Origin of the sequence: Aromatoleum tolulyticum (assembly GCF_900156155.1) — a bacterium.
GTDB classification, from domain to species: Bacteria; Pseudomonadota; Gammaproteobacteria; order Burkholderiales; family Rhodocyclaceae; genus Aromatoleum; species Aromatoleum tolulyticum.
The window spans coordinates 47783-72822 of sequence record NZ_FTMD01000022.1 but is presented as its reverse complement, the minus strand read 5'-3'; the positions used below and the strand labels follow the sequence as shown (position 1 = coordinate 72822).

Genomic DNA, 25040 nt, shown 5'->3' with positions numbered 1-25040 from the left:
GCGTACTTGAAGCCCTCGCCCAGCTCGCCGAGGATGTTCGCGGCGGGCACGCGCACGTTGTCCAGGCGCACGACGCCGTGGCCGCCGGGGAAGCAGCTGTCGAGGGTGTCCATCGCACGCTCGACGACGAAGCCGGGCACGTCGGTGTCCGACAGGAACATCGTCGCGCGCCCGTCTTCGAGTTTGGCCATGATGATCGCGAACGCGGCGCCGTCGGCACCGGTCGTGAACCACTTGCGCCCGTTGATGACGTAGTCGTCACCGTCGCGCACCGCGGTGGTCTGCAGCATCGAGGGGTCGGAGCCGGCACCCGGCGTAGGCTCGGTCATGCAGAAGCACGACCGGATCTCGCCGGCGGCGAGCGGGCGCAGCCAGCGTTCCTTGTGTTCGGGACGCGCAACCACTTCCATGAGGTGCATGTTGCCCTCGTCGGGTGCCGCGATGTTGAGCGCCACCGGCCCGAGCAGCGAGTACCCGGCCTCCTCGAAGAACACCGCCTTCGCACGGTGATCGAGCCCCAGCCCGCCGAATTCCTTCGACACGTGCGCGGACAGCAGCTCCGCCGAACGCCCTTTGGCGATCAGTTCCGCGCGCAGCTCCTCGCTCGGCCCGTGCGCGGTCCGGCGCGGGTCGCGCTCGTAGGGGATGATTTCCTCCGCGATGAAGCGGCGCACCTTCTGCTGCAGTGCCGACAGTTCTTCCGACAGATCGAAGTTCATGCTTGGCTGACTCCCGCGAGATGGTTCGCCGATCTCAGGCGTAGTTGAAGAAGCCGCGGCCGCTCTTGCGCCCGAGGAAGCCGGCATCGACCATTTCCTTGAGCAGCGGCGCGGGCCGGTATTTCGGGTCGTTGAAGCCGGCGTGGAACATCTCCATCACCGACAGCATCGTGTCGAGGCCGATGAGGTCGGCGAGCGCCAGCGGGCCGATCGGCTGGTTGCAGCCGAGCTTCATGCCGGCGTCGATCTCCTCGGCGGACGCGAGTCCTTCCTGCAGCGCGAAGACCGCCTCGTTGATCATCGGGCACAGGATGCGGTTCACCGCGAAGCCCGGGCTGTTCTTCGCGACGATAGCGGTCTTGCCGATCGCGGCAACGAAGCCCCGCGCGGCTTCCACGCTCGCGGGCGAGGTGCGCAGTCCCGGCACCAGCTCGACCAGCGCCATCAGCGGCACCGGGTTGAAGAAGTGCATGCCGACGAAACGCTCGGGGCGTTTGGTCGCGGCCGCGAGGCGCGTCACCGACAGCGACGAGGTGTTGGTGGCAATCAGCGCATCCGGGCCGACGACCGCGTCGACCTCGGCGAGGATCCTCAGCTTCAGTGCCTCGTTCTCGGTCGCCGCCTCGATCACGAGGTCGACCCGCGCGAGGTCCGCGTAATCGGTCGTGCCGCGGATGCGGTCGAGGTATTCGTCCTTCTGCGCGGCCGTCAGCTGCCCTTTCTTGATCAGGCGGTCGAGGCTGCCGGAGATCGTCGCGATCCCCTTTCCCACCGCATCGGCCGAGATATCGACCATGACGACGGACAACCCCGCCGCCGCGCACACCTGGGCAATGCCGTTGCCCATCGTTCCCGCCCCGAGGACGCCTACCGTGCTGATACCCATGCTTCGCTCCCGCTCTGAATGCTGAAAATGTCCCGGCCGTGTCTTACAGCCGCTCGAAGATCGCCGCGATGCCCTGTCCGCCGCCGATGCACATCGTCACCAGCGCGTAGCGCCCGCCGGTACGGTGCAGTTCGTAGATGGCCTTGGTCGTGATGATTGCGCCGGTCGCGCCGACCGGATGGCCGAGCGAGATGCCCGAACCATTCGGGTTGACCTTGCGCGGATCCAGCCCCAGTTCGCGCGTCACGGCGCAGGCCTGGGCCGCGAAGGCCTCGTTCGACTCGATGACGTCGAGGTCCTCGACCTTGAGGCCGGTGCGTTCGAGCACCAGGCGCGTCGCCGGCACGGGGCCGATGCCCATGTACAGAGGTTCGACACCGGCGTGGGCGTAGCCCACCAGGCGCGCGAGCGGCTTCAGGCCGAGCGCCGCCGCACGGCCCGCTTCCGCGAGCACCACCGCGGCCGCGCCGTCGTTGAGGCCGGAGGCGTTGCCCGCCGTGACCGTGCCGCCCTCCTTGCGGAAGGCCGGCTTCATCGCGGCGAGCGAATCGAGCGTGGCGCCGGAGCGCACGTGCTCGTCGGTGTCGAAGCGCGCGATGCCGTTCTTCGTCTTCACTTCGACGGGAACGATCTGGTCCCTGAAATAACCCTCGACGAGCGCGACCGAGGCCCGGCGCTGGCTTTCCAGCGCGAGCGCGTCCTGCATCTCGCGCGTGATGCCATAGCGTTCGGCGACGTTCTCGGCGGTGATACCCATGTGCACCGATTTCCACGGGTCGTGCAGGATGCCGTTCATGTAATCGACGAGACGCGCATCGAACATGCGCGCGCCCCAGCGCAGGTTCGGCACGGTGTAGGGACCGCGCGACATCGATTCCGCGCCGGCGCCGATCGCGAGGTCGCAGTCGCCGAGGCGGATCGCCTGCGCCGCCGAGACGATGGCCTGCAGGCCGGAGCCGCACAGGCGATTGACGTTGAACGCCGGGACAGTTTCGGGGATGCCCGAATCGATCGCGGCGACGCGGCTCAGGTAGGCGTCGCGCGGCTCGGTCGGAATGACGTTGCCCATCACGACATGCCCGATCGCGTCCGGCGCCGCGCCGGAACGCTGCAGGGCGGCCTTCACCGCGACCGTGGCGAGTTCGGTGAGCGGAATGTCCTTCAGGGTTCCGCCATACGTTCCGATGGGAGTCCGTGCAGCTCCCAGCACGACAACTTCACGCTGCGACATCGCTTTCAACGCCTCTTAAAGGTTATCCGTGGATTCCATGTGCCATTTGGGCACCCGCTCGGCCTTCAGTCTCGACCGATCGGTCGGGCGAATACTAAAACATCGACACGCGGACGACAAGCCGTTTGTCGAAATCCCGATCAACCCGATTACCGTCCTCTCGCCCGCGCGCGCGAACTGCCGACCCGCGCTCATTGCACCGATCGGATCGAGCCTCGAAAAAAAGAAAGCCGTCCGGCGGACTCGCGTCACCGGACGGCAAAGCTTCGACGCGAGTTGCTGGAGAGAGGAGACGCAATCGTCGAAGTGAGACACCACCAAAAAGAGCAGAGGAGCAGTCGCGCACCACCGGCAACCGGCCGGGCTTACTTGACACCCGACCGGTCGGTCGATACGCTTGAGTCGAATGTTAAGTGAGTCGATCCCGGATGACAAGCCCCCATCGATACAATCGGATGGCGATGCGGCAGGGTCATCCATTCCCAGGAGAACCCGATGCAAGAACTGGCCGGACGCGTTGCGGTGATCACAGGTGCTGCCAGCGGCATTGGCGCGGCGATGGCATGGCGCTTCGCCCGTGCAGGCATGAAGGTCGTCGCCGCAGACGTCGATGAGGCGGCGCTTGCGGCGGTCTGCAATGAACTCGTCGAAGCGGGCCACACCGCGATCGGCGTACGTACCGACGTCGCCCGCGCGGCAGACGTGGACGCCCTTGCCGAGCGGGCGTACGCGGCCTTTGGTGCCGTCCATCTGCTGTGCAACAATGCCGGCGTCGTCCCGTCCGGGCGCTACCGGGCGGTGTGGGAATTCCCCCTCGAAGACTGGCGCTGGTCGCTCGACGTGAATCTCTACGGCGTGATCCACGGCCTGCGCAGCTTCATCCCCCGCATGCTGGACGCCGGCGACGAGGGCCACGTGCTGACGACGGCCTCGGTCGCCGGGCTGATCAGCGGCTCCGGCTCTCCGGTCTATAGCGCGGCCAAGCACGCCGCGGTGCGGGTGACGGAGGCCTTGTACGCTTCGCTGCGCGAACGCAATGCGCCGATCGGCGTGAGCCTGCTGTGCCCGGGACTCGTGAACACGCGCATCTACGAGTCCGAGCGCAATCGCCCGGATGGCCTGCGCCCGGCAGACGGCCCGGCGCCTGAGACCGAGGAACTGCAGGCGATCGCGGCGAGCCTGTATGCGGGCGCGATGTCGCCTGAAGCGGTCGCCGAGATCGCCTGTCAGGCCGTGCTCGACGACCGCCTCTACGTGATCACCACCGACAGTTTCGACGACGCGATCCGCGAGCGCATGGGGGCCATCCTCGAACGCCGCAATCCGCAGTTCGCGACCCTGCTCGCGCTGAGCCGGCGCGACGTCGGCGAGCGGGAGTCAGCCCAATGACCGGACGCCTCGCACGCAAGGTCGCGCTGGTCACCGGCGCGGCGTCCGGCATCGGACTCGCGACCGCACGGCGTTTCGCGGCGGAAGGCGCCGAACTTGCGCTCGCCGACCGCAACGCGAACGGCCTCGCCTCGATCGAGGCGGAACTGCGGGCCGGCGGGGGCAAGCCGCTCGCGATCACGATGGACGTCACGCAGGAAGCCGACTGGAGTCGCGCGATCGACGCCGTCACGGCGCACTTCGGGCGCCTCGAGATCCTCGTCAACAACGCCGGCTTCGGGCGCTTCCGCTCGATCGCCGACACCACCCTCGCCGAATGGCGCGCGACGCTCGCGGTGAACCTCGACAGCGTGTTTCTCGGCACCCGCCAAGCGCTGCCGCTGCTCGCGCGTTCGGGCCGCGGGGCGATCGTCAACATGTCGTCGATCCGCGGGCTCGTCGCCGGGCCGAACGCGGGCGCGTACAGCGCGGCCAAGGCCGGTGTGCGCCTGTTCACGAAGGTCACCGCGCTCGAATGCGCGGCGGCCGGCAACGGCGTGCGGGCGAACTCGGTGCATCCCGGTCACGTCGAGACGCCGCTGACCGCGACCGCCTATGCAAACCCGGCGGTCGCACGCGAGTTCCTCGCCGAAACGCCGCTCGCGCGCTTCGCGCGGCCCGAGGAAGTCGCCGATCTCGTCGTGTACCTCGCGAGCGACGAATCGAGCTACGTCACCGGTTCCGAATTCACCATCGACGGAGGTCTGACCGCGCGTTAGGCCGCCCGGCTCCCTCCCCTCCTCTTCCTCCATTCACGACAAGGGAACCGAACATGCCCCATCCCGTACTGGCCAGTCCGGACCTGATCCGGTTCGAAGGCGACACGCCCCATCTCGTCGGCAGCCGCTGCGACGAATGCGGCGAGGTGTATTTCCCCGCCACCGACAGCTGCACGCGCTGCACCGCGACGCGCATGAGTCCGCACGACGTCGGCCATCGCGGCACGCTGTGGTCGTGGACGATCCAGGGCTTCCTGCCCAAGGCGCCCTACAACAGCGGCGAAACGCCCGAGACCTTCCGGCCCTACGGCGTCGGCTATGTCGAGATGGAGAGCGGCATCAAGGTCGAGTCGCGCCTGACCGTCGCCGACGAAGCGCTACTGCAGATCGGCATGCCGCTCGAACTGACGCTGATCCCCTATCGCACGACCGGCGAAGGCGACGAGAGCGAGGTGTTCACCTTCGCCTTCCGCCCGTCCGCATCCGCCTGAAAAGGAATTCACCCATGGCTCAAGACGTCGCCATCATCGGCATCGGCCTGCACCCCTTCGGTCGCCACGACACGCTCACAGGCCGCGCCCAGGGCGCGATCGCGCTGCGCGCCGCGCTCAAGGATGCCGGCATCGGCTGGGAGTCGGTCGGCATCGCCTACGGTGGCAGCCACGACGCCGGCAACGCCGACGCGCTGTGCAACGACCTCGGCCTCACCGGCCTGCCCTTCATCAACGTCGCCAACGGCTGCGCCACCGGCGGCAGCGCGCTGGCGAGCGCGGTCGCGGCGATCCGCTCGGGCAGCGCCGAGTTCGCGGTCGCGGTCGGCTTCGACAAGCATCCGCGCGGCGCCTTCAACCCGCATCCGCGCGATTGGGGCCTGCCCGACTGGTACGGCGAGACCGGCCTGATGCTGACCACCCAGTTCTTCGCGCTGAAGACGCGGCGCTACATGCACGAGCACGGCATCACGGAGGACGCGCTGGTGCGCGTTGCGCAGCGCGCCTTCCGCAACGGTGCGCTGAACCCGCAGGCGTGGCGGCGGCGCGAGATGAGCTATGCGGAGATCGCCGAATCGATGCCGGTGAATCTGCCGCTGCGCCAGTACATGTTCTGCAATCCGGCCGAAGGCGGCGCGGCGCTCGTGCTGTGCCCGGCGGAAGTCGCCAAGCGCTACCACCCCAAGCCGATCATCGTGAAAGCGGCCATCGTGCGCACGCGCCACCACGGCTCCTTCGAGGTCTTCAGTCCCGCGCTGGCCGCGCAGCAGGCGCCCGCCCCGACGGTCACCGCCTCGCGCGCGGCGTTCGAACAGGCGGGTGTCGGCCCGCGCGACATCGACGTGCTGCAGCTGCAGGACACCGACTCCGGCAGCGAGATCATCCACATGGCGGAAAACGGCTTCTGCGAGCACGGCGAACAGGAGCGGCTGCTGCGCGACGGCGAAACCGAGATCGGCGGGCGGTTGCCGATCAACACCGACGGCGGCTGCCTCGCCAACGGCGAACCGATCGGCGCTTCGGGCCTGCGCCAGGTGATCGAGATCTGCACGCAGCTGCGCCAGGAAGCGGGCGCGCGGCAGGTGCCCGGCATTCCGCGGCTCGGCTACACCCACGTCTATGGTGCGCCGGGGGTCAGTGGCGTGACGATCCTGCAGCGGTAGGCGCGCGATGCCGTGGCGCAGGCAGATGGCGGACGTCCCCTTCGAGGGGATCTACCGCCGCCAGATCGACCTCGATGCCCCCGACGCACAGACCGTCGTCGGGTGGCTCGAGGACGAGTCGCACCACTTCGGGCTCACGCTCGTGCATGACGGCGCGCACATCCGCGAAGTGCGCATGGCTTCGCCGCGCTACCCGTGGACGACCTGCGCCGACGCCGGGCAGCCGCTGCAGGCGCTGGTCGGCAAGCCGCTCGTCGCGCGGGCGTCGCAGGTCGGCACGCTGGTCGATATGCGTCTGCAATGCACGCACCTCTTCGACCTCGCGAGCCTGATGGTCGCGCACGCGCACGCCGGCCGGGGCCGTCGGCGATACCACGGCACGATCGAACCGCTCGCGGCAGTCCGCCCCGACGCGCCCGACGGCTGGCTGCGCGCGACGCTACAGCGCGACGGCGGCATCGTGCTGCAGTGGGATCTCCACGACGACCGCATCATGGCGCCGGACGCGCACGCCGGACGCACGATCTACCGCGGCTTCCGCGAGTGGACCGAATCGCTCGACCCCGAGGAGGCCGAGCAGGCGCTCGTGCTGCGCCGCGTCGCCTTCGTGTCGAACGGGCGACGGATCACGATCGAACATCTCGGCTCGGCCGCCGAACTCGGCCAGGCGGCGGTGTGCCATTCCTTCCAGCCGGCGCAGCGCGAGCACGCGATCCCGATCGCGAACTCGCGCCGGCGCTATGACACCAACCCCTGGGACATGCTCGCGCAGGTGCGCCGTCAACCCTGAACCGAATCACGGAGATCGAACGCGATGCAGCACTACACGGATTTCACCGACAAGGTCGTGCTGGTGACGGGAGCCAGCCGCGGGCTGGGCCGTGCCATGGCACTCGGTTTCGCTGAGTGCGGCGCCCACATCGTCGCGACGAGCCGTTCGGCGGAGAGCTGCGCCGAGGTCGTCGCCGAAGTCGAGGGCCTCGGGCGCCGTGCGATCGCCATCGGCTGCCACGTCGGCAAATGGGATGAGTTGCCGCGGCTCGTCGAGGGCGCACTGGAGGCCTTCGGCCGCATCGACGTGCTCGTCAACAACGCGGGGATCGCGCCGGTCGCCGAATCGTCGGCCGCGGTGAGCGAAGAGCTCTTCGACAAGATCATGGCGGTGAATCTCAAGGGACCGTTCCGTCTCTCCGCGTTGGTTGCCGAGCACATGCGCGCGAACGGCGGCGGTGCCATCATCAACATCACCAGCACGGCGGCGATCCGGCCGGAGCCGGTGTATCCGGTGTATGCCGCGGCGAAGGGCGCGCTCAACATCGTCACCAGATCGCAGGCGATGGAGTTCGGCCCCACCGTTCGCGTCAACGCGATCATGGCCGGCCCGTTCTGGACCGACATCTCGCGCAGCTGGCGCGAGGACTACGACCGCAACGCGCCGTCGGCGGTGAAACGCATCGGCCGGCCGGAGGAGATCGTGTCGAGCGCTCTGTATCTCGCGAGCCCGCGGTCGAGCTACACGACCGGCGCGATCATCCAGCTGGACGGGGGGATCCTGTAGAGGGCACCCACAGGCGGCAGCGTGAAGCGCAGCCCGGCAGCAAGGCGGTCCCGCCGGGGCTACGGCAAAATCAGGCGGGTTGGCACCCGCTGCAGTGCGCCTCACGGTCGGCAAGGCGCCGTGCCACCGCGCCGGCGCAGGCGTTGCAGATCCCGGCCATCCTTCCGCCACCGAGGCTGGCGCGGACCGGTTCGGCCCGGCCCTGGTCCACGGACTGCCGCTTGCGTGATGCCGATTCGCCGGCCCAGGCTGCGCGCGCGCTGTCGAACCACAGGTCGCACACGCGGCGCGGGGGGTGTCCGGCGCGATTGAGCGAAACATGAACGGGAATCATGGGGCTACCTCAGCGACGCGTTGAGTGCGGCCAGTGCGCCGCTGCCGGGACACAGGTAGGCGTCGCCCAGCAGGTTGAGCGGTTTATCGACGGTGTTGAGATGCGCGTGCATGTCCTCGCCGCTGCTGTCGACATATAGCAGCCCGGTGACGATCTCGCCCAGCGCCTGACGCTCCTGCAGGTAGTTCATCGCGCCGATGCGGTCCGACGGATCGTAATCGACGCCCAACTTGCGCAGGTGCAGGAGCGAGCCGTCGTGCTGCACGACGCGGCGCAGGCTGCCCGGCGGGTAGGAGGCCTCGATCTGCGCCTTGGGCAGGATCACGTCGAGCCGGTTCACCGCCGCGTTGTGCTCGCGCACGTAGTCGTAGCTCTTGGTCGAGCCCGCATGGTTGTTGAAGGTCACGCACGGGCTGATGACGTCGATGAAGGCCGGGCCGCGGTGGTGCAAGGCGCCTTTGATGAGCGGCACGAGCTGTTCCTTGTCGCCCGAGAAGCTGCGCGCGACGTAGGTGGCGCCCAGTTGCAGCGCGAGCGCGGCGAGATCGATCGGGCTGTCGGCATTGACGACGCCCTTCTTGTTCTTCGAGCCCTTGTCCGCGGTCGCGGAGAACTGCCCCTTGGTGAGGCCGTACACGCCGTTGTTCTCGACGATGTAGGTCATGTTCACGCCGCGGCGCATCGCATGCGCAAACTGGCCGATGCCGATCGAGGCCGAGTCGCCGTCGCCCGATACGCCCAGGTACAGCAGGTTGCGGTTCGCCAGCGCCGCACCGGTGAGCACCGAAGGCATGCGCCCGTGCACCGAGTTGAAGCCGTGCGAGTTGCCGAGGAAGTAGTCCGGCGTCTTCGACGAGCAGCCGATGCCCGACAGCTTGGCGACTTTGTGCGGCTCGATGTCGAGATCGAAACAGGCCTGCACGATGGAGGCGCTGATCGAGTCGTGGCCGCAGCCGGCACACAGCGTCGAGATCGCGCCTTCGTAGTCGCGGCGGGTGTAGCCGAGGGCGTTGCGCGGGGTGTCTGCGCGCAGCAGTTTCGGTTTGGCGAGGTACGTCATGGGGCCACCTTGCGCAGCGGGTTGGCGTGGGGTTCGAGGGTGCTGACCTTGAGTGCGACGAGTTCGTCGGCGATGCGTCCGGCGATGAAGCGCGCCGTGATCGGGGTGCCGTCGTAGTGCAGCACGCGCACGAGCTTCTTCGGCGTGATTTCGCCCTCGTTGATGAGCATCGTGCGCAGTTGTGCGCTTTCGTTCTGCTCGACGACGAAGACATGGTCGTGAGCGGCGATGAAGTCCATGACTTCGTCGCTGAACGGGAAGGCGCGTACGCGCAGGGTGTCGACGTGGATGCCGTCGTCCTCGAGCAGCGCGATCGCCTCGGCCATCGCCGGGTTGGTCGAGCCGTAGCAGATGGCACCGATGCGGGTCGGCGCCGACGCTTTCGTCAGCACCGGGGCGGGCACCAGCGTCTTCGCGGTATCGAACTTCCGCCGCAGGCGCTCCATGTTGTACACATAGTCGGTGCCGGCCTCGCTGTACTTGGCGTACGGGTTGCGCGTCGTGCCGCGCGTGAAGTACGCCCCCTTGGTCGGATGGGTACCCGGAATCGTGCGGTACGGAATGCCGTCACCGTCGACGTCGAGGTAGCGGCCGAACTCCTTGCCGGCCTCGAGATCCGCGTGGGTCAGCACTTTGCCGCGGTCGTAGCGGCGGCTGTCGTCCCAATCGAAGGGCCGGCAGAGACGCTCGTTCATGCCGATGTCGAGATCCAGCATGACGAACACAGGCGTCTGAAGGCGCTCGGCGAGGTCGAAGGCCTGGGCGCCGAGGGTGAAGCACTCGTAGGGATCTTCGGGGAAGAGCAGGACGTGACGCGTGTCGCCGTGCGAGGCGTAGGCGCAGGCGAGCAGATCGGACTGCTGCGTGCGCGTGGGCATGCCGGTCGAGGGGCCGCCGCGCTGCACGTCGTAGATGACCGCCGGGATTTCGGCGAAATACGCGAGGCCGAGGAATTCCTGCATCAGCGAGATGCCCGGCCCGGAGGTCGCGGTGAAGGCGCGCGCCCCGTTCCAGCCGGCGCCGATGACCATGCCGATGGCCGCGAGTTCGTCCTCGGCCTGGGCAATGGCATAGCGGGCCTGGCCGCTGTCCGGATCGGTGCGGAACTTGCGGCAGTAGCTGCCGAATGCCTCGACGACCGACGTGGATGGGGTGATCGGATACCAGCCGGCCACGGTCGCGCCGCCATACACGGCACCGAGGCCGCAGGCGCTGTTGCCATCGATGAAGATGCGGTCGCCGACCGCGTCGGCACGTTCGACGCGCAGCCCCAGCGGGCAGGAGAAATGCTTGCGCGCGTAGTCGTGGCCGAGCCGCAGCGCCCGCACGTTGGCGTCGATGAGCTTGTCCTTGCCGCGGTACTGCTCGGCGACAAGCCGTTCTGTGTCGGCGAGGTCGATGTCGAGCAGCGCCACCAGCGCGCCGACGTACATGATGTTGCGCACGAGCTGGCGCTGGCGCACGTCGGTGTAGTCGCGGTTGCACATCTCGGTGAGCGGGATGCCGATCACGGTGATGTCGTCGCGGAATTTCGAGCGCGGCAGCATCTTCGTCGAGTCGTACACGAGATACCCGCCGGGGGCGAGTTCGGCGACGTCGCGGTCCCAGGTCTGCGGGTTCATTGCCACCATCATGTCGCAGCCGCCGCGCCGGGCGAGCCAGCCTTCGCCGGAGACGCGCATTTCGTACCACGTCGGCATCCCCTGGATGTTCGACGGGAAGATGTTGCGCGGCGACACCGTTACGCCCATGCGCATGATCGCGCGGGCGAACAGTTCGTTGGCGGAGGCCGATCCGGAGCCGTTGATGTTGGCGAACTTGATGACGAAGTCGTTGGTGCTGCGAATTGCCTGTCTGGTGTTCATGCTGGGGTGACCTCCGCTCCGGCGTGGGCGACGTGCAGGGCGAATTTCTGCATGTCCCACGCGCCGGTGGGACAGCGTTCGGAACACATGCCGCAATGCACGCAGACGTTTTCGTCCTTGACCATGATTCGCCCGGTCTTGAGACCGTCGGCGACGTACAGGGACTGTTCGATGTTGGTGGCGGGCGCCTTCAGCCGCTGACGCAGCTCGGCTTCCTCGCCGTCGGCGGTGAAGGTGATGCACTCGCTCGGGCAGATGTCGACACAGGCGTCGCACTCGATGCAGGCGCGCGGCGTGAACACCGTGGCGACGTCGCAGTTGAGGCAGCGGGCGGCCTCCTTGCACGCCAGCTCGACGTCGAAGCCGAGTTCGAGCTCGAGGCGCACGTCGCCCAGCGTCGCCGGCAGGTCGCGCACGGGCATCTTGCGCCGGCGCTCCTCGGACACGTCGTTGGCGTAGCTCCACTCGTGGATGCCCATCTTCTGGCTGACGAGGTTGGTGAGCGGCGCCGGGCGTGTCGCCACCTCCTGCCCGTGGCAGAAACGGTCGATCGAGATCGCCGCCTCGTGTCCCTGGGCGACCGCGGTGATGATGTTCTTCGGCCCGAACGCGGCGTCGCCGCCGAAGAACACGTTCGGCCGCGTGGACTGCAGGGTCTTCGCGTCCAGCACCGGCATGTCCCAGCGATCGAACTCGACACCGATGTCGCGCTCGATCCAGGGGAAGCTGTTCTCCTGGCCGATGGCGACGAGCACGTCGTCGCACGGCATGAGCACGGCTGGCTCCCCGGTCGGGACGAGGTTGCGCCGCCCCTTGGCGTCGTATTCCGCGCGCACCTTGTCGAAGCGCACGCCGGTGAGGCGGCCGCCGTCATGCACGAACTCGAGCGGAACGAGGAAGTTGTGGATCGGAATGCCTTCGTGGATGGCTTCTTCCTTTTCCCACGGCGAGGCTTTCATTTCGTCGAAGCCGCTGCGCACGACGACCTGCACGTCCTCGCCGCCGAGACGCCGCGCGGAGCGGCAGCAGTCCATCGCGGTGTTGCCGCCGCCGAGCACGAGCACGCGCCGGCCGATGCGCGTGGCATGGCCGAAGGCGACGTTCGCGAGCCAGTCGATGCCGAGGTGGATGTTGGCCGCCGCTTCCTGGCGGCCCGGCAGGTCGGCGTCGCGGCCGCGCGGCGCACCGGTGCCGACGAAGATCGCGTCCCAATTCCCCGCCAGCATCTCGCGCAGGCTGCCGACCCAGTGATTGAGTCGAACCTCGACGCCGAGTCCCTCGATATAGCCGCACTCCTCGTCGATGACGCTGTCGGGCAGGCGGAATTTGGGGATCTGGCTGCGCATCATGCCGCCGGCGGACGTGCCGCTGTCGAACACGGTGACCTGATAGCCGAGCACCGCCAGGTCGCGCGCGACCGTCATCGATGCCGGGCCCGCGCCGATGCAGGCGATGCGCCGGCCGTTCTTCTGCTGCGGGGGTTGCGGCAGGCGGTCGGTGATGTCGCCCTTGAGGTCGGCGGCCACGCGTTTGAGGCGGCAGATCGCAACCGGTTGCTCCTCGACCCGGCCGCGTCGGCAGGCCGGTTCGCACGGACGGTCGCACACCCGGCCGAGGATGCCGGGGAACACGTTCGAGCGCCAGTTGACGGCGTAGGCGTCGGCGTAACGGCCGGCCGCGATGAGCCGGATGTATTCCGGAACGGGCGTATGCGCGGGACACGCCCACTGGCAGTCGACCACCTTGTGCAGGTAATCGGGCGCGCCGAGGTCTGTCGGTTTCAAGGGAAATAAACCTCACAAAAAAACGCCTGACCTTTCCAGTCTCCTCCGGTCCGGCCCAGCTTTTTAAAACATACTCGTTTGTTTTATTTTGGAGCGGACCGGGGCCGCTGTCAACCGGTCCCGGCCCTCCCCTGCCGGTCAGTTCTCCGTTTCGGGCTCCGGCCAGTCATTGATGTAGCGCTTGAGCAGCCGGTTCTCGAAACTGCATTCGCTGTAGGCGGCCTTGGCGACATCCTGCAGCGAGATCACGCCCAGCAGGTGCTCGTCCCCGATCACAGGCAGATGGCTGATGTGGTTTTCGGTCATCACCCGCCGCACGCAGTCGATCGAATCGTCGGGACCGCCGACGATGAGGTTGTCGTTCATGATCTCGCCGACCGGCTGGCCGAGCGCGACCGCACCCCGCGCGCTCAACGCCACGAGCACCTCGCGCAGCGTCATCAGGCCATGCAGCCGGTCGCCCTGCAGCACGACCAGCGATCCGACATCGTGCTGCGTCATGAGCCTGAGGGCGTCCTGCAGGATGGTATCCGGGGGAACGCTGTGGATTTGCGCACCGCCCGTTCTGTTGCCCTTGATCTGGAGTATGTCGCGTAGCAGCATGGTTTCCCCCGTAGCGGTTTATGCGGGCAGCGGATAAAAGCGCTCGCCGCGTTCAGCCCGCGCCACCAGCCACGGCGAGGGCTCGAAACGGGCACCCCAGCGGGCCGCGAGACGCCTGCATTCGTCGACAAAGGGCCGGATGCCGACGGTGTCGATGAATGACAGCGTGCCCCCGGTCCAGGTCGGATAACCGACCCCGAGCACCGAGCCGAGGTCGGCGTCCGCCGCCTCGGTGACGATGCCCTGTTCGTAGCAGCGGGCGGCCTCGAGCGCCTGAACATAGAGCAGGCGCTTCTTCAGGTCCTCGACGTCAGGCTGGTCCGCGCCTGCGGGGAAGGCGGCGGCGATGCCCGGCCACAGGTGCTTCTTCGCGCCGGCGGGATACTCGTACAGCCCGCCGCCCTGGCGCCGGCCCAGCCGCTTGTGATCCTCGACGAGCGCACGCAGCACCTCGCGCCCGGCGGGATGGGTGAATTGGACGGGAAGACCGTCGGCCTGTGCCTGCAGGATGACCTTCCAGCGCAGCTCCTGCGTCGTTTCGTCGAGCACCGCGAGCGGCCCGATCGGCATGCCGGCGTTACGCGCGGCATTTTCGATCAGCGCCGGCTCGACGCCGTCGGCAAGCATCTGCAGGCCCTCGTCGACGTAGGTGCAGAAGACGCGCGTCGTGTAGAAGGCCGGACCGTCGTTGACGACGATGGGTGTCTTGCGCAGCTGGCCGACGAGATCGAGCGCGCGGGCGAGCGCGGTGTCGCTGGTCTGTTTGCCGACGATGACCTCGACCAGCGGCATCTTGTCGACCGGCGAAAAGAAATGCATGCCGATGAAGTTGGCCGGGCGCGAGGACTTTTCGGCCAGCGTGCCGATCATCAGGGTCGAGGTGTTGCTGGCGAAAATCGCGTCGGGGGCGATCACGGCCTCCGCCTTCGCCGTGACGCCGGCCTTGATCGCGCGGTCCTCGAACACCGCCTCGATGACGAGGTCGCAGCCGTCGAGCGCTTCGTAGCGCGTCACCGGATGAATGCGTGCGAGCAGCGCATCCATCTTGTCGGCGGTGGTGCGGCCGCGTTCGAGGTCCTTCGCGAGGATGCGACGCGAGTAGTCCTTGCCGCGGTCGGCGTTTTCCTGCGTCGCATCGAGCAGGACCACGTCGATCCCCGCGGAGGCGGCACAATACGCGATCCCGCCGCCCATGGTGCCGGCGCCGAGGATGCCGAGGCGGCGCACGGCCGATTTCGGCACCGCCGCCGGACGACGCACGAGCTTGTTCGCCGCGGTGCGGTTGATGAAGGTGGTGCGCATGATGTTGCGCGCGACGGGGTCGACGAGCAGGCGGCCGAAGTATTTCGCCTCGACGGCGAGGCCGCGGTCGATGGGCAGTTGGGTGCCTTCGAACACCGCCGAGAGGATCGCCTTCGGCGCGGGGTAGTTGTCGAGGTAGCGACCACGCACGCCGGCGGTGCCGAGCATGAAGCTCTGGCTCGCCTGCGGAGCGAGACAGCCCGCCCCTCCCGGCACACGGAAGCCCTTCTTGTCCCACGGCTGCACGGGATCGGGCGATTCGAGCAGCCAGCGGCGGGCCGTTGCGACGACGTCGGCGAGCGGCGCCAGCGCATGCACGATGCCCAGCTTCGCCGCGACGGCGGGTTTGACGTGATCGCCGCCGAGGATGAGCGGCAGCGCTTTTTCGATGCCGATCAGGCGCGACAGGCGTTGCGTGCCGCCGGCGCCGGGCAGCAGACCGATGGTGACTTCGGGCAGGCCGACGACCGCCTTCGGATCGTCGGCGAGCACGCGGTAATGGCAGGCGAGCGCGAGTTCCAGCCCGCCGCCGAGCGCCAGTCCGTTCATCGCCGCGGCAACCGGCTTGCCGCAGGTTTCGAGGCGGCGGAACAGTGAGGACAACTCCCACACGCACTCGACGCCGCGCTGCGGCGTCCAGCCGCGGTCATGCGCCTCGACCAGTTCCTTGAGGTCGCCGCCCGCGATGAAGCCGTTGCTCTTGCCGGAGCAGATGACCACGCCGCGTACATCGACGCGGGCGACGACTTCGTCGAGCATCAGGCCGAGGTCGGCAATCAGTTCGGTCGCCAGCACGTTCATCGGGCGGCCCGGCAGGTCGATGGTGACCAGCGCGATGCCGTCCGCGTCGACTTCCAGTTTCAGTGTATTCATCGTTCTTCCCGGAATGTGACAGGGCGCCTCAGACGCGCTCGATGATGGTGGCGGTGGCCATCCCCGCAGCCGCGCACAGGGTGATCAGCGCCGTGTTGAGGTTGCGCCGCTCGAGTTCGTCGAGCACGGTGCCGACCAGCATCGTGCCGGTCGCGCCGAGCGGATGGCCCATCGCGATGGCGCCGCCATTGACGTTCACGCACTCCGGTCCGACATCCATGTCGCGCATGAAACGCATCGCGACGGCAGCGAAGGCTTCGTTGATCTCCCACAGGTCGATGTCCTTGGGCGTCATGCCGCAGCGCGCGAGCAGGCGGTGCGCGAGCGGACCGGGGCCGGTCAGCATGATCGACGGTTCGCTGCCGGCCGACATCCAGCCGCGCACCCGTGCGCGCGGCCGCAGTCCGCTGTCGCGGCCGAACCCGGCACTGCCGACGAGCATCGCCGCGGCGCCGTCGACGATGCCGCTGGAGTTGCCGCCGGTATGCACGTGGTTGATGGTTTCGATGCGCGGATAGCGGCTGATCATCACCGCGTCGTATCCGGCGTCGCCGGTGGCGACGAAGGCGGGCTTGAGCTTCGCGAGGTCGGCCATCGAGCAGCCCGGCCTGACGTGTTCGTCGCGGGCGCAGATGACGTCGCCGATGACGTCGCGCACCGGCACCACGGAGCGGTCGAACCAGCCCTGCTCCCAGGCGTGGGCGGCGCGGCGCTGGCTTTCCACCGCGTAGGCGTCGAGCATGTCGCGCGTGTAGCCGTCCATCGTCGCGATCAGGTCCGCGCCGATGCCCTGCGGCACGTAGTGGGTGTTCCACGTGACATCGGGATCGGTGTAGCACGCGCCGCCGTCGGAGAACATCTGCACGCGCGACATCGACTCGACGCCGCCGGCGACCATTACCTCCGCCTGCCCCGCAATGACCTGCGCCGCCGCGGCATTGACCGCCTCGAGGCCGGAGCCGCAAAAGCGGTTGATCTGCTGCCCGGGCACGCCCTGATCGTAACCGGCGACGAGCGCCGCCATGCGCGGCAGGTTGGCCCCCTGGTCGCCGACCGGCGTGACGCAGCCGAGGATCACGTCCCCGACCAGCGCGGTGTCGAGCCGGCTGCGGTCGCGCAGGGCGGCGAGGGTTTGCGCAGCCAGCCGCGTCGGCGTGATTTCGTGCAGCGCGCCGTCCGGGCGGCCCTTGCCGCGGGGCGTGCGCACGTGGTCGTAGATGAATGCACTGGTCATTCCGCTTCCTTCGTGTTGTGGTGTCGCCCGCCGCTTACTTGCGGAATTCGGGCAGGACCTTCTTCGAGAACAATTCGAGCTGGACCGGCGGGACGGTGATCGAGTGCACGCCGAGTTCCTCGAAGCGCTTCAGCTCCGTGACGACCATATCGGGCGTGCCGCACAGCAGGCTGTTGACGAAGGCGAGATAGGCGGGATGGTCGAACGGCGGGTTGAACAGCGGCTCGCCCTTGTCGTCCATGAGGTAGCCATAGCAGCGGATGTGCTCGTTGTAATACACCTCGAGGAACCAGTCGCGCGCGTCGCGGGCCTCGGCCAGCGTGTCGCCGACGAAGACGTCGCGGAACAGCGCATAGCGCAGGTTGTCAGCGGGACGGCCCGCCTCGCGCGCGAGGCCGAGGTAGAGGTCGACGATTTCCTTCGTGCGGTCGTAGTCGGAGTTGGCCAGCCAGTAGTCGAACCCGCCCGCCGCCGCGCGCTGCGCGCCGACGCGCGAGGTGCCGCCGCAGAACCACATGTCGATGGGGCGCTGCAGGGGCGTCGGCGACAGCTGCTGGTCCTTGTACTCGTAGTGCTTGCCCTGGAAGCTGAAACGTTCCTGGCTCGTGGCGAGGCGGATGATTTCCATCTGCTCGGACAGGCGTGCCCCGCGGGTATTCTTGGCAGTACCGATGCCGTCGAATTCCATCGGACGGTAGCCCATGCCCAGACCGAGCGTGACCCGCCCGCCCGACAGGATGTCGACCGTCGCGGCGGCCTCGGCGGCACGGATCGGGTCGTACAGCGGCAGCAGCATCGCGCCGGTGATGAGACGGATCTTCGACGTCGCCGCGGCCGCGGCACCGAGCGCCTGCAGCGGGAAAGGCAGGAAGCGGTTGTATTCGAAGTGGTGTTCGGATGCGACGACACCGTCGAAACCGAGGCGCTCGGCCTCGACGGCTGTGGCGACGAGCGTGTCGTAGTTTTGCGGTACGGCACCGGGGAAGCCGCGCAGCACGAACTGGCCGGCGAATGAAGTCCAGAATTCCATGTCGTTTTCCTTGCGATCTTGTTCAGGCCTGCAGTTTGGTCTGGACCTCGTTCGCGAAACGCTCGAGGTCGTTCGGGGCGGCATCGCGGTAACGCCACACGAAGTGGCCGATGCGGGTCGCGGCCGCGGCGGCGCGGATGGCGCAGGCGATGTCGTGGGTGGAGCCGCCGAAGGTGTATGCATCGGTGGCACCGTCGATCGCGACGTTGCGCTCGAGGACGGCTTCGACCTCATAACTGTGCCGCCCGCAGCCGTCGGCGATGGCCCGGTAACGCGCGAGGCGCTCGATCGCCTCGGTCGTCGTCAGGTTGACGCCCGCATAGGGCGAGACGCCGTTGCGCGCCGCCCACTCGAGGGTTGCGTCGTCGTCGATCGCGACATACACGGGCAGGTGCGTGCTGACGGGCTTGGGCGTCAGCGCGAGAAAGTCGGCGGTCGAGCGTGCGGCGCCCCACTCCCACTGCGGCAGGTATTCGCCGGTCCACGCCGGGTAGCTCAGGCCGGCCGGCGCGTCGTCAGGCGTGTGCGACGGAAAGCGCACGTATTTGCCGCGGTAGCGCACCTCGTTGGTGGCCCATGCGCCGCGAATGAATTCGATGGTTTCGTGCACCATCAGCGGATCGATCTTCTGCCCGCTGGCCGGCGCGTAGGCGACACCGCCGCGGCCGTGCGAGAACAGGTCGAGCAGCGTGATCTCCTCGGCGAGACGCACCGGAAACTCGCCGACCACGCTTCGCGCCAAGGCGCGGCAGTGGATGTTTTTCGTGCGGCGCGCGGCAAAGGTCATGAACACGGCGGGCTGGGCGCATCCGGCCTGGCCGGTCTTGCCCTCCGCAACCCACGCGCTGTCAAAACCCAGCGCATCGCCGCGCTCGATCTCGCCGATGACCCGGTGCCACTGCGTCGCGGCCGGCTCATCACCGCCCAGATCCCAGCTCAAGCCTACCTTCATACGACCTCCAATTTGGTGATTTGACTGCCGACCGCGATAATACAAACCGACACGGTCGTTTTTTTTAGAAGATTAACACAAACATCCGGGCTGTAAAGTCCGTCGCGACAGGAAGCGCACTCTCACGCGAACAGGTCTTCGGCACGCGGCCGGATCAGCGAGGCCGAACCGCCCGTCGAGGGACGCAGCCGCGCGCCGCGCACATGGACGACCGGGATCGCCTCGGCCGCCTGCCCCATCACGAACGAGGCGGCCGCGGCGAGTTCGTCGGCAACCGCGACCTTGGTGATCTGCAGCGCCCTTCCGAAAAGGTCGGACTCGCCGATCATGTCGACCACGGGCTCGAAACCGGCCGTCCCGATCGCGAAGCCTGCGGTGCCGTCGCGCCACGGCCGGCCGGCGGAGTCGTTGATGATGATGCACAGCTCGGCACCGGTGGCCTCGCGCAGGCGTTCGCGCAGCTGCGCCGCGCTGCGGTCGGGATCGACCGGCAGCAGCAGCACGCGCTGGTGCTGCGGATCGCTGCGGATGTTGGACTGGTCGATCCCGGCGTTGGCATGGACATAACCGCGGCGGTGACGCACGATGACCGCCCCGCGCCGGTGCCGCATGACCTCGACCGATTCCTGCAGCATCAGTTCGACGATGCGCGGGTCCTTGTCCGCCTTCTCCGCGAGGGCCTGTGCCTCGGCCGACGGCACGATGTCGTCGAGGTAGGCGTAGCGGTTTTCCGCTTTCGACACCACCTTCTGCGCCAGCACCAGCAGATCGCCGTCGGCGGGTACGATCTGCGCGCGTGCAAGCGAATCGAGAATCATCGGCACCAGATCGTCGCCGGGTTCGACCAGCGGAAAACCGGGCAGTCCCGTCAGCTCCACGCGTGCCGTCATGATCTACGCTCCCGGTGCGGCGACGCCGGTGAGGCGGATGCCGGCATGGCACTGGTACTGCTTGTTGATGAAGATCAGCGCCGAGGTCAGCGCCTCGACCGCCGCCGCGTTGGCGATGCTGCCGGCGTGGAAGCCGCGCAGGCCGGCCGCCTCGACGAGGGCGATGACGGCCTCGCGCGCCTCCTTGCTGTCGCCGCACACCAGCACGTCGCAGTCGAAACTGTGTCCGTCCTTGAGATGTTCGGCGGCGACGTTCTGGAAGGCGCTGACCACGCGTACCGACTCGCCGAGCAGGTTCTGCGCGATCTGGCCGGCCGAACCTTCCGGCGGCAGTTGCACGCGTGCGACTTTCGGCGGAAGCAGCGGCACGGTGACGTCGATGAGGATCTTGCCGGAGAGACCGTCGCGGATCGATTCGAGCGTCGCACGGTGGTGGGCGAACGGCACCGTCAGCGCCACGATGTCGGCCTCGCGTGCGGCCGACACGTTGTCGGCAGCCTGTACGCTGACGGACTTGCAGCCGCGTTCGGCCATCACGGCGCGCAGGGCCGTGACCGCCTCGGCGGCCTTGTCGGCCGTGCGCGAGCCGATGATGACGTTGTAGCCGGCCTGCGCCCAGCGCCGCGCGAGGCCGGTGCCGAGGTCGCCGGTGCCGCCGATGATCGCGATGGTGGGGAGCTTGTCGGTCATGCAGGTTCTCCTGGAATGTCCCGCGCCGCGCGCGGGTTATGGGGTTGGTTGCGACGGGCCGGCCGCGTCATGCGCCGGCGTCGGCCCGCTCGGCGTCACGCACCAGCACCGGGCGCACGACCTTGCGTGGCGGGGAATTGACGATCTGCGCCAGCGGTGCCGCCGCGAACGAGGCCAACCGGCGCTCCTCGGGCACGCCGCCGTACTGCGTGCTGCGCTGGCGCGGTTCGCGACCGGCGCTGCGGATGAGGCGCTCCATCTCCGCCGGCGGCTTTTCCTGACCGTGTTGCGCCCCCGCGGCACGGGTGATCATCTCGTTCATCAGGGTGCCGCCGAGGTCGTTGGCGCCGGCCGCCAACGCAACGAGCGCGCCGGCATCGCCCATCTTCACCCACGAGGTCTGGATGTTGTCGATGAGGCCGTTGAGCACGAGGCGGGCGACGCTGTGCATCAGCACCGCCTCGCGGAAGGTCGGCCCCTTGCGTGCGCGCCCCTTCAGGTACATGGGCGCCTGTTCGCCGACGAAGGGCAGCGGCACGAACTCGGTAAAGCCGCCCGTCTGGCGCTGCAGTTCGCGCAGGCGGACGAGGTGGCGCGCCCAGTGCACGATGCGGTCGATATGGCCGAACATGATCGTCGAGGTCGTCCTGAGCCCGACACGGTGGGCGCTGCCGACCACTTCCAACCACTCGTCGGTGCGCAGCTTGTCGGGGCAGATCACCGCCCGCACCTCGTCGTCGAGAATTTCGGCCGCGGTACCGGGCAGGGTGTTGAGCCCGGCATCGCGCAGCCGGCGCAGGAAGGTCTCCACCGGCACACCGAGCGTGCGCGCGCCCTGCGACACTTCCAGCGGCGAGAAGGCATGGACGTGGATGTCCGGGGCCACGGCGCGGATCGTCGCGAGCAGGTCGAGGTACTTCTGCCCCGTGTATGCGGGGTGGATTCCGCCCTGCAGACACACCTCGGTGCCGCCGCGCTCCCACGCCTCGCGCACGCGCCGCGCCACTTCGTCGTGCTCGAGGTCGTAGGGGGTACCGGCGAGTTCGTCGCTGTGCTTGCCCTTGGAAAAGGCGCAGAACTGGCAGTTGAAGTAACAGATGTTGGTGTAGCTGATGTTGCGATTGACGACGTAGCTGACCGCCTCGCCGCAGCGGTGGCGGCGCAGCTGGTCGGCCGCCTGGCAGACGTAGGCGAACTCCGGGCCGCGCGCCTGGAACAGGCGCACGATCTCGGCCTCGTCGAGAGCGGCGCCGGCACTGGCGCGCGCGACGATGTCCATCACCTCGGGCGCCACGTCGCCTTCGGCGACGCGGGCCTGCGGCGCGGCCGCGGCCTCGGCGGGCAGCGCACCGCCCTTGCCCGGCAGCCAGTCGTCGAGGCGCGGATAGCCCTCGGCGTCGACCATCCGCAGCACGACCTTGTGCACCGTCGGCGCCAGCCACGTGGCGCCATCGACGACATACGACGGATACACCGTGAGGCGCTCGTGCAGGTACTTGCCCGCGGCGGCGGTCTGGCGCCGCAACTGTTCCACATGCGGCCACGGCGCCTCGGGGTTGACGAAATCCGGCGTCAGCGGCGACACGCCGCCCCAGTCGTTGATCCCGGCCGCGACCAGCTGCGGCAGCTCGCCCGGGCTCAGATTGGGCGGCGCCTGGATGCTCATGTCGGGGCCGAGGACGAGGCGCGCGACGGCGAGGGTCCACAGCATGTCGTCGAGATCCGGCTCGGGCGCATCGGCCATCTTCGTGCCGGGCTTGGCGCGGAAATTCTGGATGATGACTTCCTGCAGATGGCCATATTGCGTGTGCAGGTCGCGCAGCGCGAGCAGGGATTCGATCCGGTCGGCGCGGGATTCGCCGATGCCGATCAGCAGCCCCGAGGTGAAGGGCACGCGCGCCTCGCCCGCGAGGCGGATGGTTTCGAGCCGGCGGTCCGGCGCCTTGTCGGGCGAACCGAAGTGCGGCTTGCCCCGCTCGCCCAGCGCCGCGGCGGAGGATTCGAGCATCAACCCCATCGACGCCGATACCGGACGCAGCGCCTCGATATCGGCCTGCGTCAGGTTGCCCGCATTGATGTGCGGCAGCACGCCGGTTTCCTCGAGGACGCGGCCGGCGACATGCGCGAGATAGTCGATGGTCGACGCGAAGCCGAGCCGCGCCAGCGCGTCGCGCGCCTCCTGCCAGCGCAGTTCGGGCTTCTCGCCGAGCGTGAAGAGCGCCTCCTTGCAGCCCAGTGCGGCCGCCTCGCGCACCGTCGCGAGCACCGATTCGACCGGGAGATAGGCCTGCCCGACGCTCTTCGGCGTACCCGCGAAGGCGCAGTAGTGGCACACGTCGCGGCACAGCTGCGTCAGCGGGATGAACACCTTGCGCGACCACGTGACGAGGTTGCGGAATCCGCGGTCGCGCACCTTGCGCGCCTCGGCCATCAGGCGTCCGGTATCGGTCTGGGTCGCGAGCGCGAGGGCTTCGGCCCGCGTGGGCAGGCGCCGCTGGGCGAGAAAGGGCATCTCAGTGCGTGACATTTTCCTGGTCTCCATGGGGTCGGGGGGCACGCCTGCGCCGGCAGCCTTCTCCCGGACAGGCCGGGAGAGCGTGCAGGCGCCGCGCGATTCTTATGTGTTCGAGATAGGTCTGGACGTGCGTGGCCGGCTCGGCACCCGTGCGGGCGACGAGTTCGGCGAGATCCTGCGGCCAGTCGACGTCGAAGGCGATGCCCGGCAGTTCGACCACGCGCAGGTTCGCCTCCAGGGTCGCCGCGTGTCGGACGTGATGGACGAAGCTGTTGCGGCCGTATGCGAAGGTGAATTCGCGCGCCGGCGAGCAGATCATGCAGTTGGTGCCTTCGCGGTGACGGTCGGGTGCGATCGTCACCGCCGGCCGCGACTGTGGCTCATGGGCCATCGCGAGGCGGGAAACTTCCGCCGCCGACAGCAGCGGAATGTCGGCATGCAGCACCAGCACGTCGTCGATGCCGTCGCGGGCGAGCGTGGCGACGGCGGCCTGCACTGTGCCGTTCAGCCCGCGCGCGCCGAGCGCCGATTCGGGCAGCCAGTCGGCCTGAAAACGATCGACGAGGGGCCGCGCGCCCGGATCGCCGGCCACCACCACGGTCCCAGCGAGACAGGGGTGGCGCGCGAGCACCGCGAGCACGTCGGCGAGCATCGCCTTGACCAGTTCCTCGCGCTCGCGCGGGGACAGGATGCGGGCGAGGCGCTGCTTGGCGCGCGAAAACTGCTTCACCGGAATCAGGGCGTGCATGTCGCCTCCTCCTCGCGCAGCGCGCGCGCGAACGCCAGCACCCGGCGCGCCAGGCCGACCTTGTCCTGACGGTTGCGCATCAGCGTCGGCACCACCAGCACCTTGATGCCGCGTTCGCGGATGGCCGGCGCCAGCGCGACATCGGCGTCGTCGATGACGAAGCCGTCGATGAGGTCGCCGTAGTAGTCGGCAACCGCTTCGGCGGTCTGCGGCAGGTTCAGCTCCTGCAACATCTTCGCCGCCGGCCCCTTCGCCGCCGCACCGGCGATGATCGGCGACACGGCGATCACCGGGGCGGCACTGGCGCGCAGCGCGGCCTCCACGCCGGGCAGCCGCAGCATCGGGGCGACGCTGACGAAGGGATTGGACGGGCAGATCACGGTCGCACCGAGCGCGGGCGAGCGCAGTCTTTCGAGAAGCTGCGGATGCGGGCGCGCCGAATCGATGCCGTCGAAGCGGAAGCCGCCGACGCGCGGCTCGCACCGGCGCCGCACGAAGTAGTCCTGGAACGGTAACTCGCCCGCGTCGGTCTGCACCATCGTGCGCACCGGATCGTCGCTCATCGGCAGCAAGGTGTGCGCCACGCCCAGTGCCCCGCACAGCCGGCGGGTGACCTGCGACAGCGACTCCCCCGCACGCAGCAGCTGGCTGCGCACCAGATGAGTGGCGATGTCGCGGTCACCGAGGCGGAACCAGGTTTCGGCCCCGTAACGCCCGAGCGCGTCCATGGCCGACCAGCTTTCCCCGGCCAGGCCCCAGCCCTGCTCGGCATTGCCGATCCCGGCCAATGTGTACATGACGGTATCGAGATCGGGGGAAACGTTCAGGCCGAGGTGTTCGAAGTCGTCCCCGGTGTTGGCGACGATGGTCAGCTCGCCGGGGCGAAGCTCGTCGGCGAGGCCCAGCGCGAGCTTCGCGCCGCCCACCCCGCCCGAAAGTGCCAGGATTTCCCGTTTCATCGCCTC

The 25040-nt window shown here is 68.4% G+C and carries 22 protein-coding genes; 6 read left to right on the top strand and 16 right to left on the bottom strand.

All coding sequences use genetic code 11. The features are described 5' to 3' along the window. The 3 genes from BW991_RS22165 to BW991_RS22155 form a co-directional block, all read right to left on the bottom strand. A partial coding sequence (locus tag BW991_RS22165) for an acyl-CoA dehydrogenase family protein (protein ID WP_170879158.1) occupies nucleotides 1–719 on the bottom strand: 719 nt, incomplete at its 3' end. A 34-nt stretch (nucleotides 720–753) separates the two neighbouring features. Further along, nucleotides 754–1605 (bottom strand): 3-hydroxybutyryl-CoA dehydrogenase, encoded by an 852-nt coding sequence (locus BW991_RS22160; RefSeq protein ID WP_076604291.1) that lies wholly within the window; start codon nucleotides 1603–1605, stop codon nucleotides 754–756. A gap of 43 nt (nucleotides 1606–1648) precedes the next feature. Next, a complete protein-coding gene (locus BW991_RS22155; protein WP_076604290.1) occupies nucleotides 1649–2836 on the bottom strand; it encodes an acetyl-CoA C-acyltransferase family protein in 1188 nt (395 codons plus the stop codon). A 495-nt stretch (nucleotides 2837–3331) separates the two neighbouring features. Between BW991_RS22155 and BW991_RS22150 the strand changes: the two genes are divergently transcribed. Genes BW991_RS22150 through BW991_RS22125 form a run of 6 tightly spaced genes read left to right on the top strand, consistent with a single transcriptional unit; the run spans nucleotide 3332 to nucleotide 8195 of the window. Beyond that, nucleotides 3332–4225: an SDR family NAD(P)-dependent oxidoreductase gene (locus BW991_RS22150; protein WP_076604289.1), complete on the top strand. Its 894-nt coding sequence runs from the start codon at nucleotides 3332–3334 to the stop codon at nucleotides 4223–4225. After that, nucleotides 4222–4983, top strand: a complete 762-nt coding sequence (locus BW991_RS22145; RefSeq protein WP_076604288.1) for an SDR family NAD(P)-dependent oxidoreductase — start codon at nucleotides 4222–4224, stop codon at nucleotides 4981–4983. Before BW991_RS22150 ends, BW991_RS22145 begins: the two co-directional genes overlap by 4 nt. A 53-nt stretch (nucleotides 4984–5036) precedes the next feature. Beyond that, nucleotides 5037–5474, top strand: coding sequence for a Zn-ribbon domain-containing OB-fold protein (locus BW991_RS22140; protein WP_076604287.1), 438 nt, complete (start codon nucleotides 5037–5039; stop codon nucleotides 5472–5474). Between the two features lie 14 nt (nucleotides 5475–5488). Then, a complete protein-coding gene (locus BW991_RS22135) occupies nucleotides 5489–6637 on the top strand; it encodes a thiolase family protein (RefSeq protein WP_076604286.1) in 1149 nt (382 codons plus the stop codon). A 7-nt stretch (nucleotides 6638–6644) separates the two neighbouring features. Next, the gene (locus tag BW991_RS22130; protein ID WP_076604285.1) at nucleotides 6645–7427 is read left to right on the top strand and encodes a DUF2889 domain-containing protein; all 783 of its coding nucleotides are present in this window, start codon (nucleotides 6645–6647) and stop codon (nucleotides 7425–7427) included. 24 nt (nucleotides 7428–7451) lie between these two features. Continuing rightward, nucleotides 7452–8195: an SDR family NAD(P)-dependent oxidoreductase gene (locus BW991_RS22125; protein ID WP_076604284.1), complete on the top strand. Its 744-nt coding sequence runs from the start codon at nucleotides 7452–7454 to the stop codon at nucleotides 8193–8195. Nucleotides 8196–8533: 338 nt separating this feature from the next. Here BW991_RS22125 and BW991_RS22115 read toward each other — a convergent pair whose 3' ends face one another. From BW991_RS22115 to cofD, 13 genes are all read right to left on the bottom strand, one after another. Continuing rightward, nucleotides 8534–9589: a 2-oxoacid:ferredoxin oxidoreductase subunit beta gene (locus BW991_RS22115; RefSeq protein WP_076604282.1), complete on the bottom strand. Its 1056-nt coding sequence runs from the start codon at nucleotides 9587–9589 to the stop codon at nucleotides 8534–8536. Next, nucleotides 9586–11454 carry a 2-oxoacid:acceptor oxidoreductase subunit alpha gene (locus BW991_RS22110; RefSeq protein ID WP_076604281.1) on the bottom strand — a complete coding sequence of 623 codons (1869 nt, stop codon included), beginning with the start codon at nucleotides 11452–11454 and terminating at the stop codon, nucleotides 9586–9588. Before BW991_RS22110 ends, BW991_RS22115 begins: the two co-directional genes overlap by 4 nt. Further along, nucleotides 11451–13238, bottom strand: coding sequence for an FAD-dependent oxidoreductase (locus BW991_RS22105; protein WP_076604280.1), 1788 nt, complete (start codon nucleotides 13236–13238; stop codon nucleotides 11451–11453). The genes BW991_RS22110 and BW991_RS22105 overlap by 4 nt, the downstream gene beginning before the upstream one ends. Before the next feature lie 138 nt (nucleotides 13239–13376). Then, nucleotides 13377–13841 (bottom strand): CBS domain-containing protein, encoded by a 465-nt coding sequence (locus BW991_RS22100; RefSeq protein ID WP_076604279.1) that lies wholly within the window; start codon nucleotides 13839–13841, stop codon nucleotides 13377–13379. An 18-nt stretch (nucleotides 13842–13859) separates the two neighbouring features. Then, nucleotides 13860–16016: a 3-hydroxyacyl-CoA dehydrogenase NAD-binding domain-containing protein gene (locus BW991_RS22095; RefSeq protein ID WP_084205201.1), complete on the bottom strand. Its 2157-nt coding sequence runs from the start codon at nucleotides 16014–16016 to the stop codon at nucleotides 13860–13862. Between the two features lie 28 nt (nucleotides 16017–16044). Next, complete coding sequence (locus BW991_RS22090; protein WP_076604278.1) at nucleotides 16045–17250, bottom strand: acetyl-CoA C-acetyltransferase; 1206 nt, start codon at nucleotides 17248–17250, stop codon at nucleotides 16045–16047. A 34-nt stretch (nucleotides 17251–17284) separates the two neighbouring features. Next, nucleotides 17285–18280: an LLM class flavin-dependent oxidoreductase gene (locus BW991_RS22085; RefSeq protein WP_076604277.1), complete on the bottom strand. Its 996-nt coding sequence runs from the start codon at nucleotides 18278–18280 to the stop codon at nucleotides 17285–17287. Nucleotides 18281–18302: 22 nt separating this feature from the next. Next, nucleotides 18303–19232 carry an LLM class flavin-dependent oxidoreductase gene (locus tag BW991_RS22080; protein ID WP_076604276.1) on the bottom strand — a complete coding sequence of 310 codons (930 nt, stop codon included), beginning with the start codon at nucleotides 19230–19232 and terminating at the stop codon, nucleotides 18303–18305. 122 nt (nucleotides 19233–19354) lie between these two features. Next, on the bottom strand, nucleotides 19355–20122 hold the full coding sequence (gene cofE, locus BW991_RS22075) for a coenzyme F420-0:L-glutamate ligase (protein ID WP_076604275.1): 768 nt from the start codon (nucleotides 20120–20122) through the stop codon (nucleotides 19355–19357). 3 nt (nucleotides 20123–20125) lie between these two features. Continuing rightward, nucleotides 20126–20812 (bottom strand): NADPH-dependent F420 reductase, encoded by a 687-nt coding sequence (npdG, locus tag BW991_RS22070; RefSeq protein ID WP_076604274.1) that lies wholly within the window; start codon nucleotides 20810–20812, stop codon nucleotides 20126–20128. 67 nt (nucleotides 20813–20879) lie between these two features. Beyond that, nucleotides 20880–23339 (bottom strand): 5-amino-6-(D-ribitylamino)uracil--L-tyrosine 4-hydroxyphenyl transferase CofH, encoded by a 2460-nt coding sequence (gene cofH, locus BW991_RS22065; protein WP_076604273.1) that lies wholly within the window; start codon nucleotides 23337–23339, stop codon nucleotides 20880–20882. Beyond that, nucleotides 23326–24075, bottom strand: a complete 750-nt coding sequence (cofC, locus tag BW991_RS22060) for a 2-phospho-L-lactate guanylyltransferase (protein WP_076604272.1) — start codon at nucleotides 24073–24075, stop codon at nucleotides 23326–23328. Before cofC ends, cofH begins: the two co-directional genes overlap by 14 nt. Continuing rightward, nucleotides 24063–25034, bottom strand: a complete 972-nt coding sequence (cofD, locus tag BW991_RS22055; protein ID WP_076604271.1) for a 2-phospho-L-lactate transferase — start codon at nucleotides 25032–25034, stop codon at nucleotides 24063–24065. Before cofD ends, cofC begins: the two co-directional genes overlap by 13 nt. Between the last annotated feature and the right edge of the window lie 6 nt (nucleotides 25035–25040).

Bases quoted from the DNA above. Each gene is read 5' to 3' on its own strand.
- BW991_RS22160 (WP_076604291.1), bottom strand. From the start codon at position 1,605: ATGGGTATCAGCACGGTAGGCGTCCTCGGGGCGGGAACGATGGGCAAC.
- BW991_RS22155 (WP_076604290.1), bottom strand. From the start codon at position 2,836: ATGTCGCAGCGTGAAGTTGTCGTGCTGGGAGCTGCACGGACTCCCATC.
- BW991_RS22150 (WP_076604289.1), top strand. From the start codon at position 3,332: ATGCAAGAACTGGCCGGACGCGTTGCGGTGATCACAGGTGCTGCCAGC.
- BW991_RS22145 (WP_076604288.1), top strand. From the start codon at position 4,222: ATGACCGGACGCCTCGCACGCAAGGTCGCGCTGGTCACCGGCGCGGCG.
- BW991_RS22140 (WP_076604287.1), top strand. From the start codon at position 5,037: ATGCCCCATCCCGTACTGGCCAGTCCGGACCTGATCCGGTTCGAAGGC.
- BW991_RS22135 (WP_076604286.1), top strand. From the start codon at position 5,489: ATGGCTCAAGACGTCGCCATCATCGGCATCGGCCTGCACCCCTTCGGT.
- BW991_RS22130 (WP_076604285.1), top strand. From the start codon at position 6,645: ATGCCGTGGCGCAGGCAGATGGCGGACGTCCCCTTCGAGGGGATCTAC.
- BW991_RS22125 (WP_076604284.1), top strand. From the start codon at position 7,452: ATGCAGCACTACACGGATTTCACCGACAAGGTCGTGCTGGTGACGGGA.
- BW991_RS22115 (WP_076604282.1), bottom strand. From the start codon at position 9,589: ATGACGTACCTCGCCAAACCGAAACTGCTGCGCGCAGACACCCCGCGC.
- BW991_RS22110 (WP_076604281.1), bottom strand. From the start codon at position 11,454: ATGAACACCAGACAGGCAATTCGCAGCACCAACGACTTCGTCATCAAG.
- BW991_RS22100 (WP_076604279.1), bottom strand. From the start codon at position 13,841: ATGCTGCTACGCGACATACTCCAGATCAAGGGCAACAGAACGGGCGGT.
- BW991_RS22095 (WP_084205201.1), bottom strand. From the start codon at position 16,016: ATGAATACACTGAAACTGGAAGTCGACGCGGACGGCATCGCGCTGGTC.
- BW991_RS22090 (WP_076604278.1), bottom strand. From the start codon at position 17,250: ATGACCAGTGCATTCATCTACGACCACGTGCGCACGCCCCGCGGCAAG.
- BW991_RS22085 (WP_076604277.1), bottom strand. From the start codon at position 18,280: ATGGAATTCTGGACTTCATTCGCCGGCCAGTTCGTGCTGCGCGGCTTC.
- BW991_RS22080 (WP_076604276.1), bottom strand. From the start codon at position 19,232: ATGAAGGTAGGCTTGAGCTGGGATCTGGGCGGTGATGAGCCGGCCGCG.
- cofE (WP_076604275.1), bottom strand. From the start codon at position 20,122: ATGACGGCACGCGTGGAGCTGACGGGACTGCCCGGTTTTCCGCTGGTC.
- npdG (WP_076604274.1), bottom strand. From the start codon at position 20,812: ATGACCGACAAGCTCCCCACCATCGCGATCATCGGCGGCACCGGCGAC.
- cofH (WP_076604273.1), bottom strand. From the start codon at position 23,339: ATGTCACGCACTGAGATGCCCTTTCTCGCCCAGCGGCGCCTGCCCACG.
- cofC (WP_076604272.1), bottom strand. From the start codon at position 24,075: ATGCACGCCCTGATTCCGGTGAAGCAGTTTTCGCGCGCCAAGCAGCGC.
- cofD (WP_076604271.1), bottom strand. From the start codon at position 25,034: ATGAAACGGGAAATCCTGGCACTTTCGGGCGGGGTGGGCGGCGCGAAG.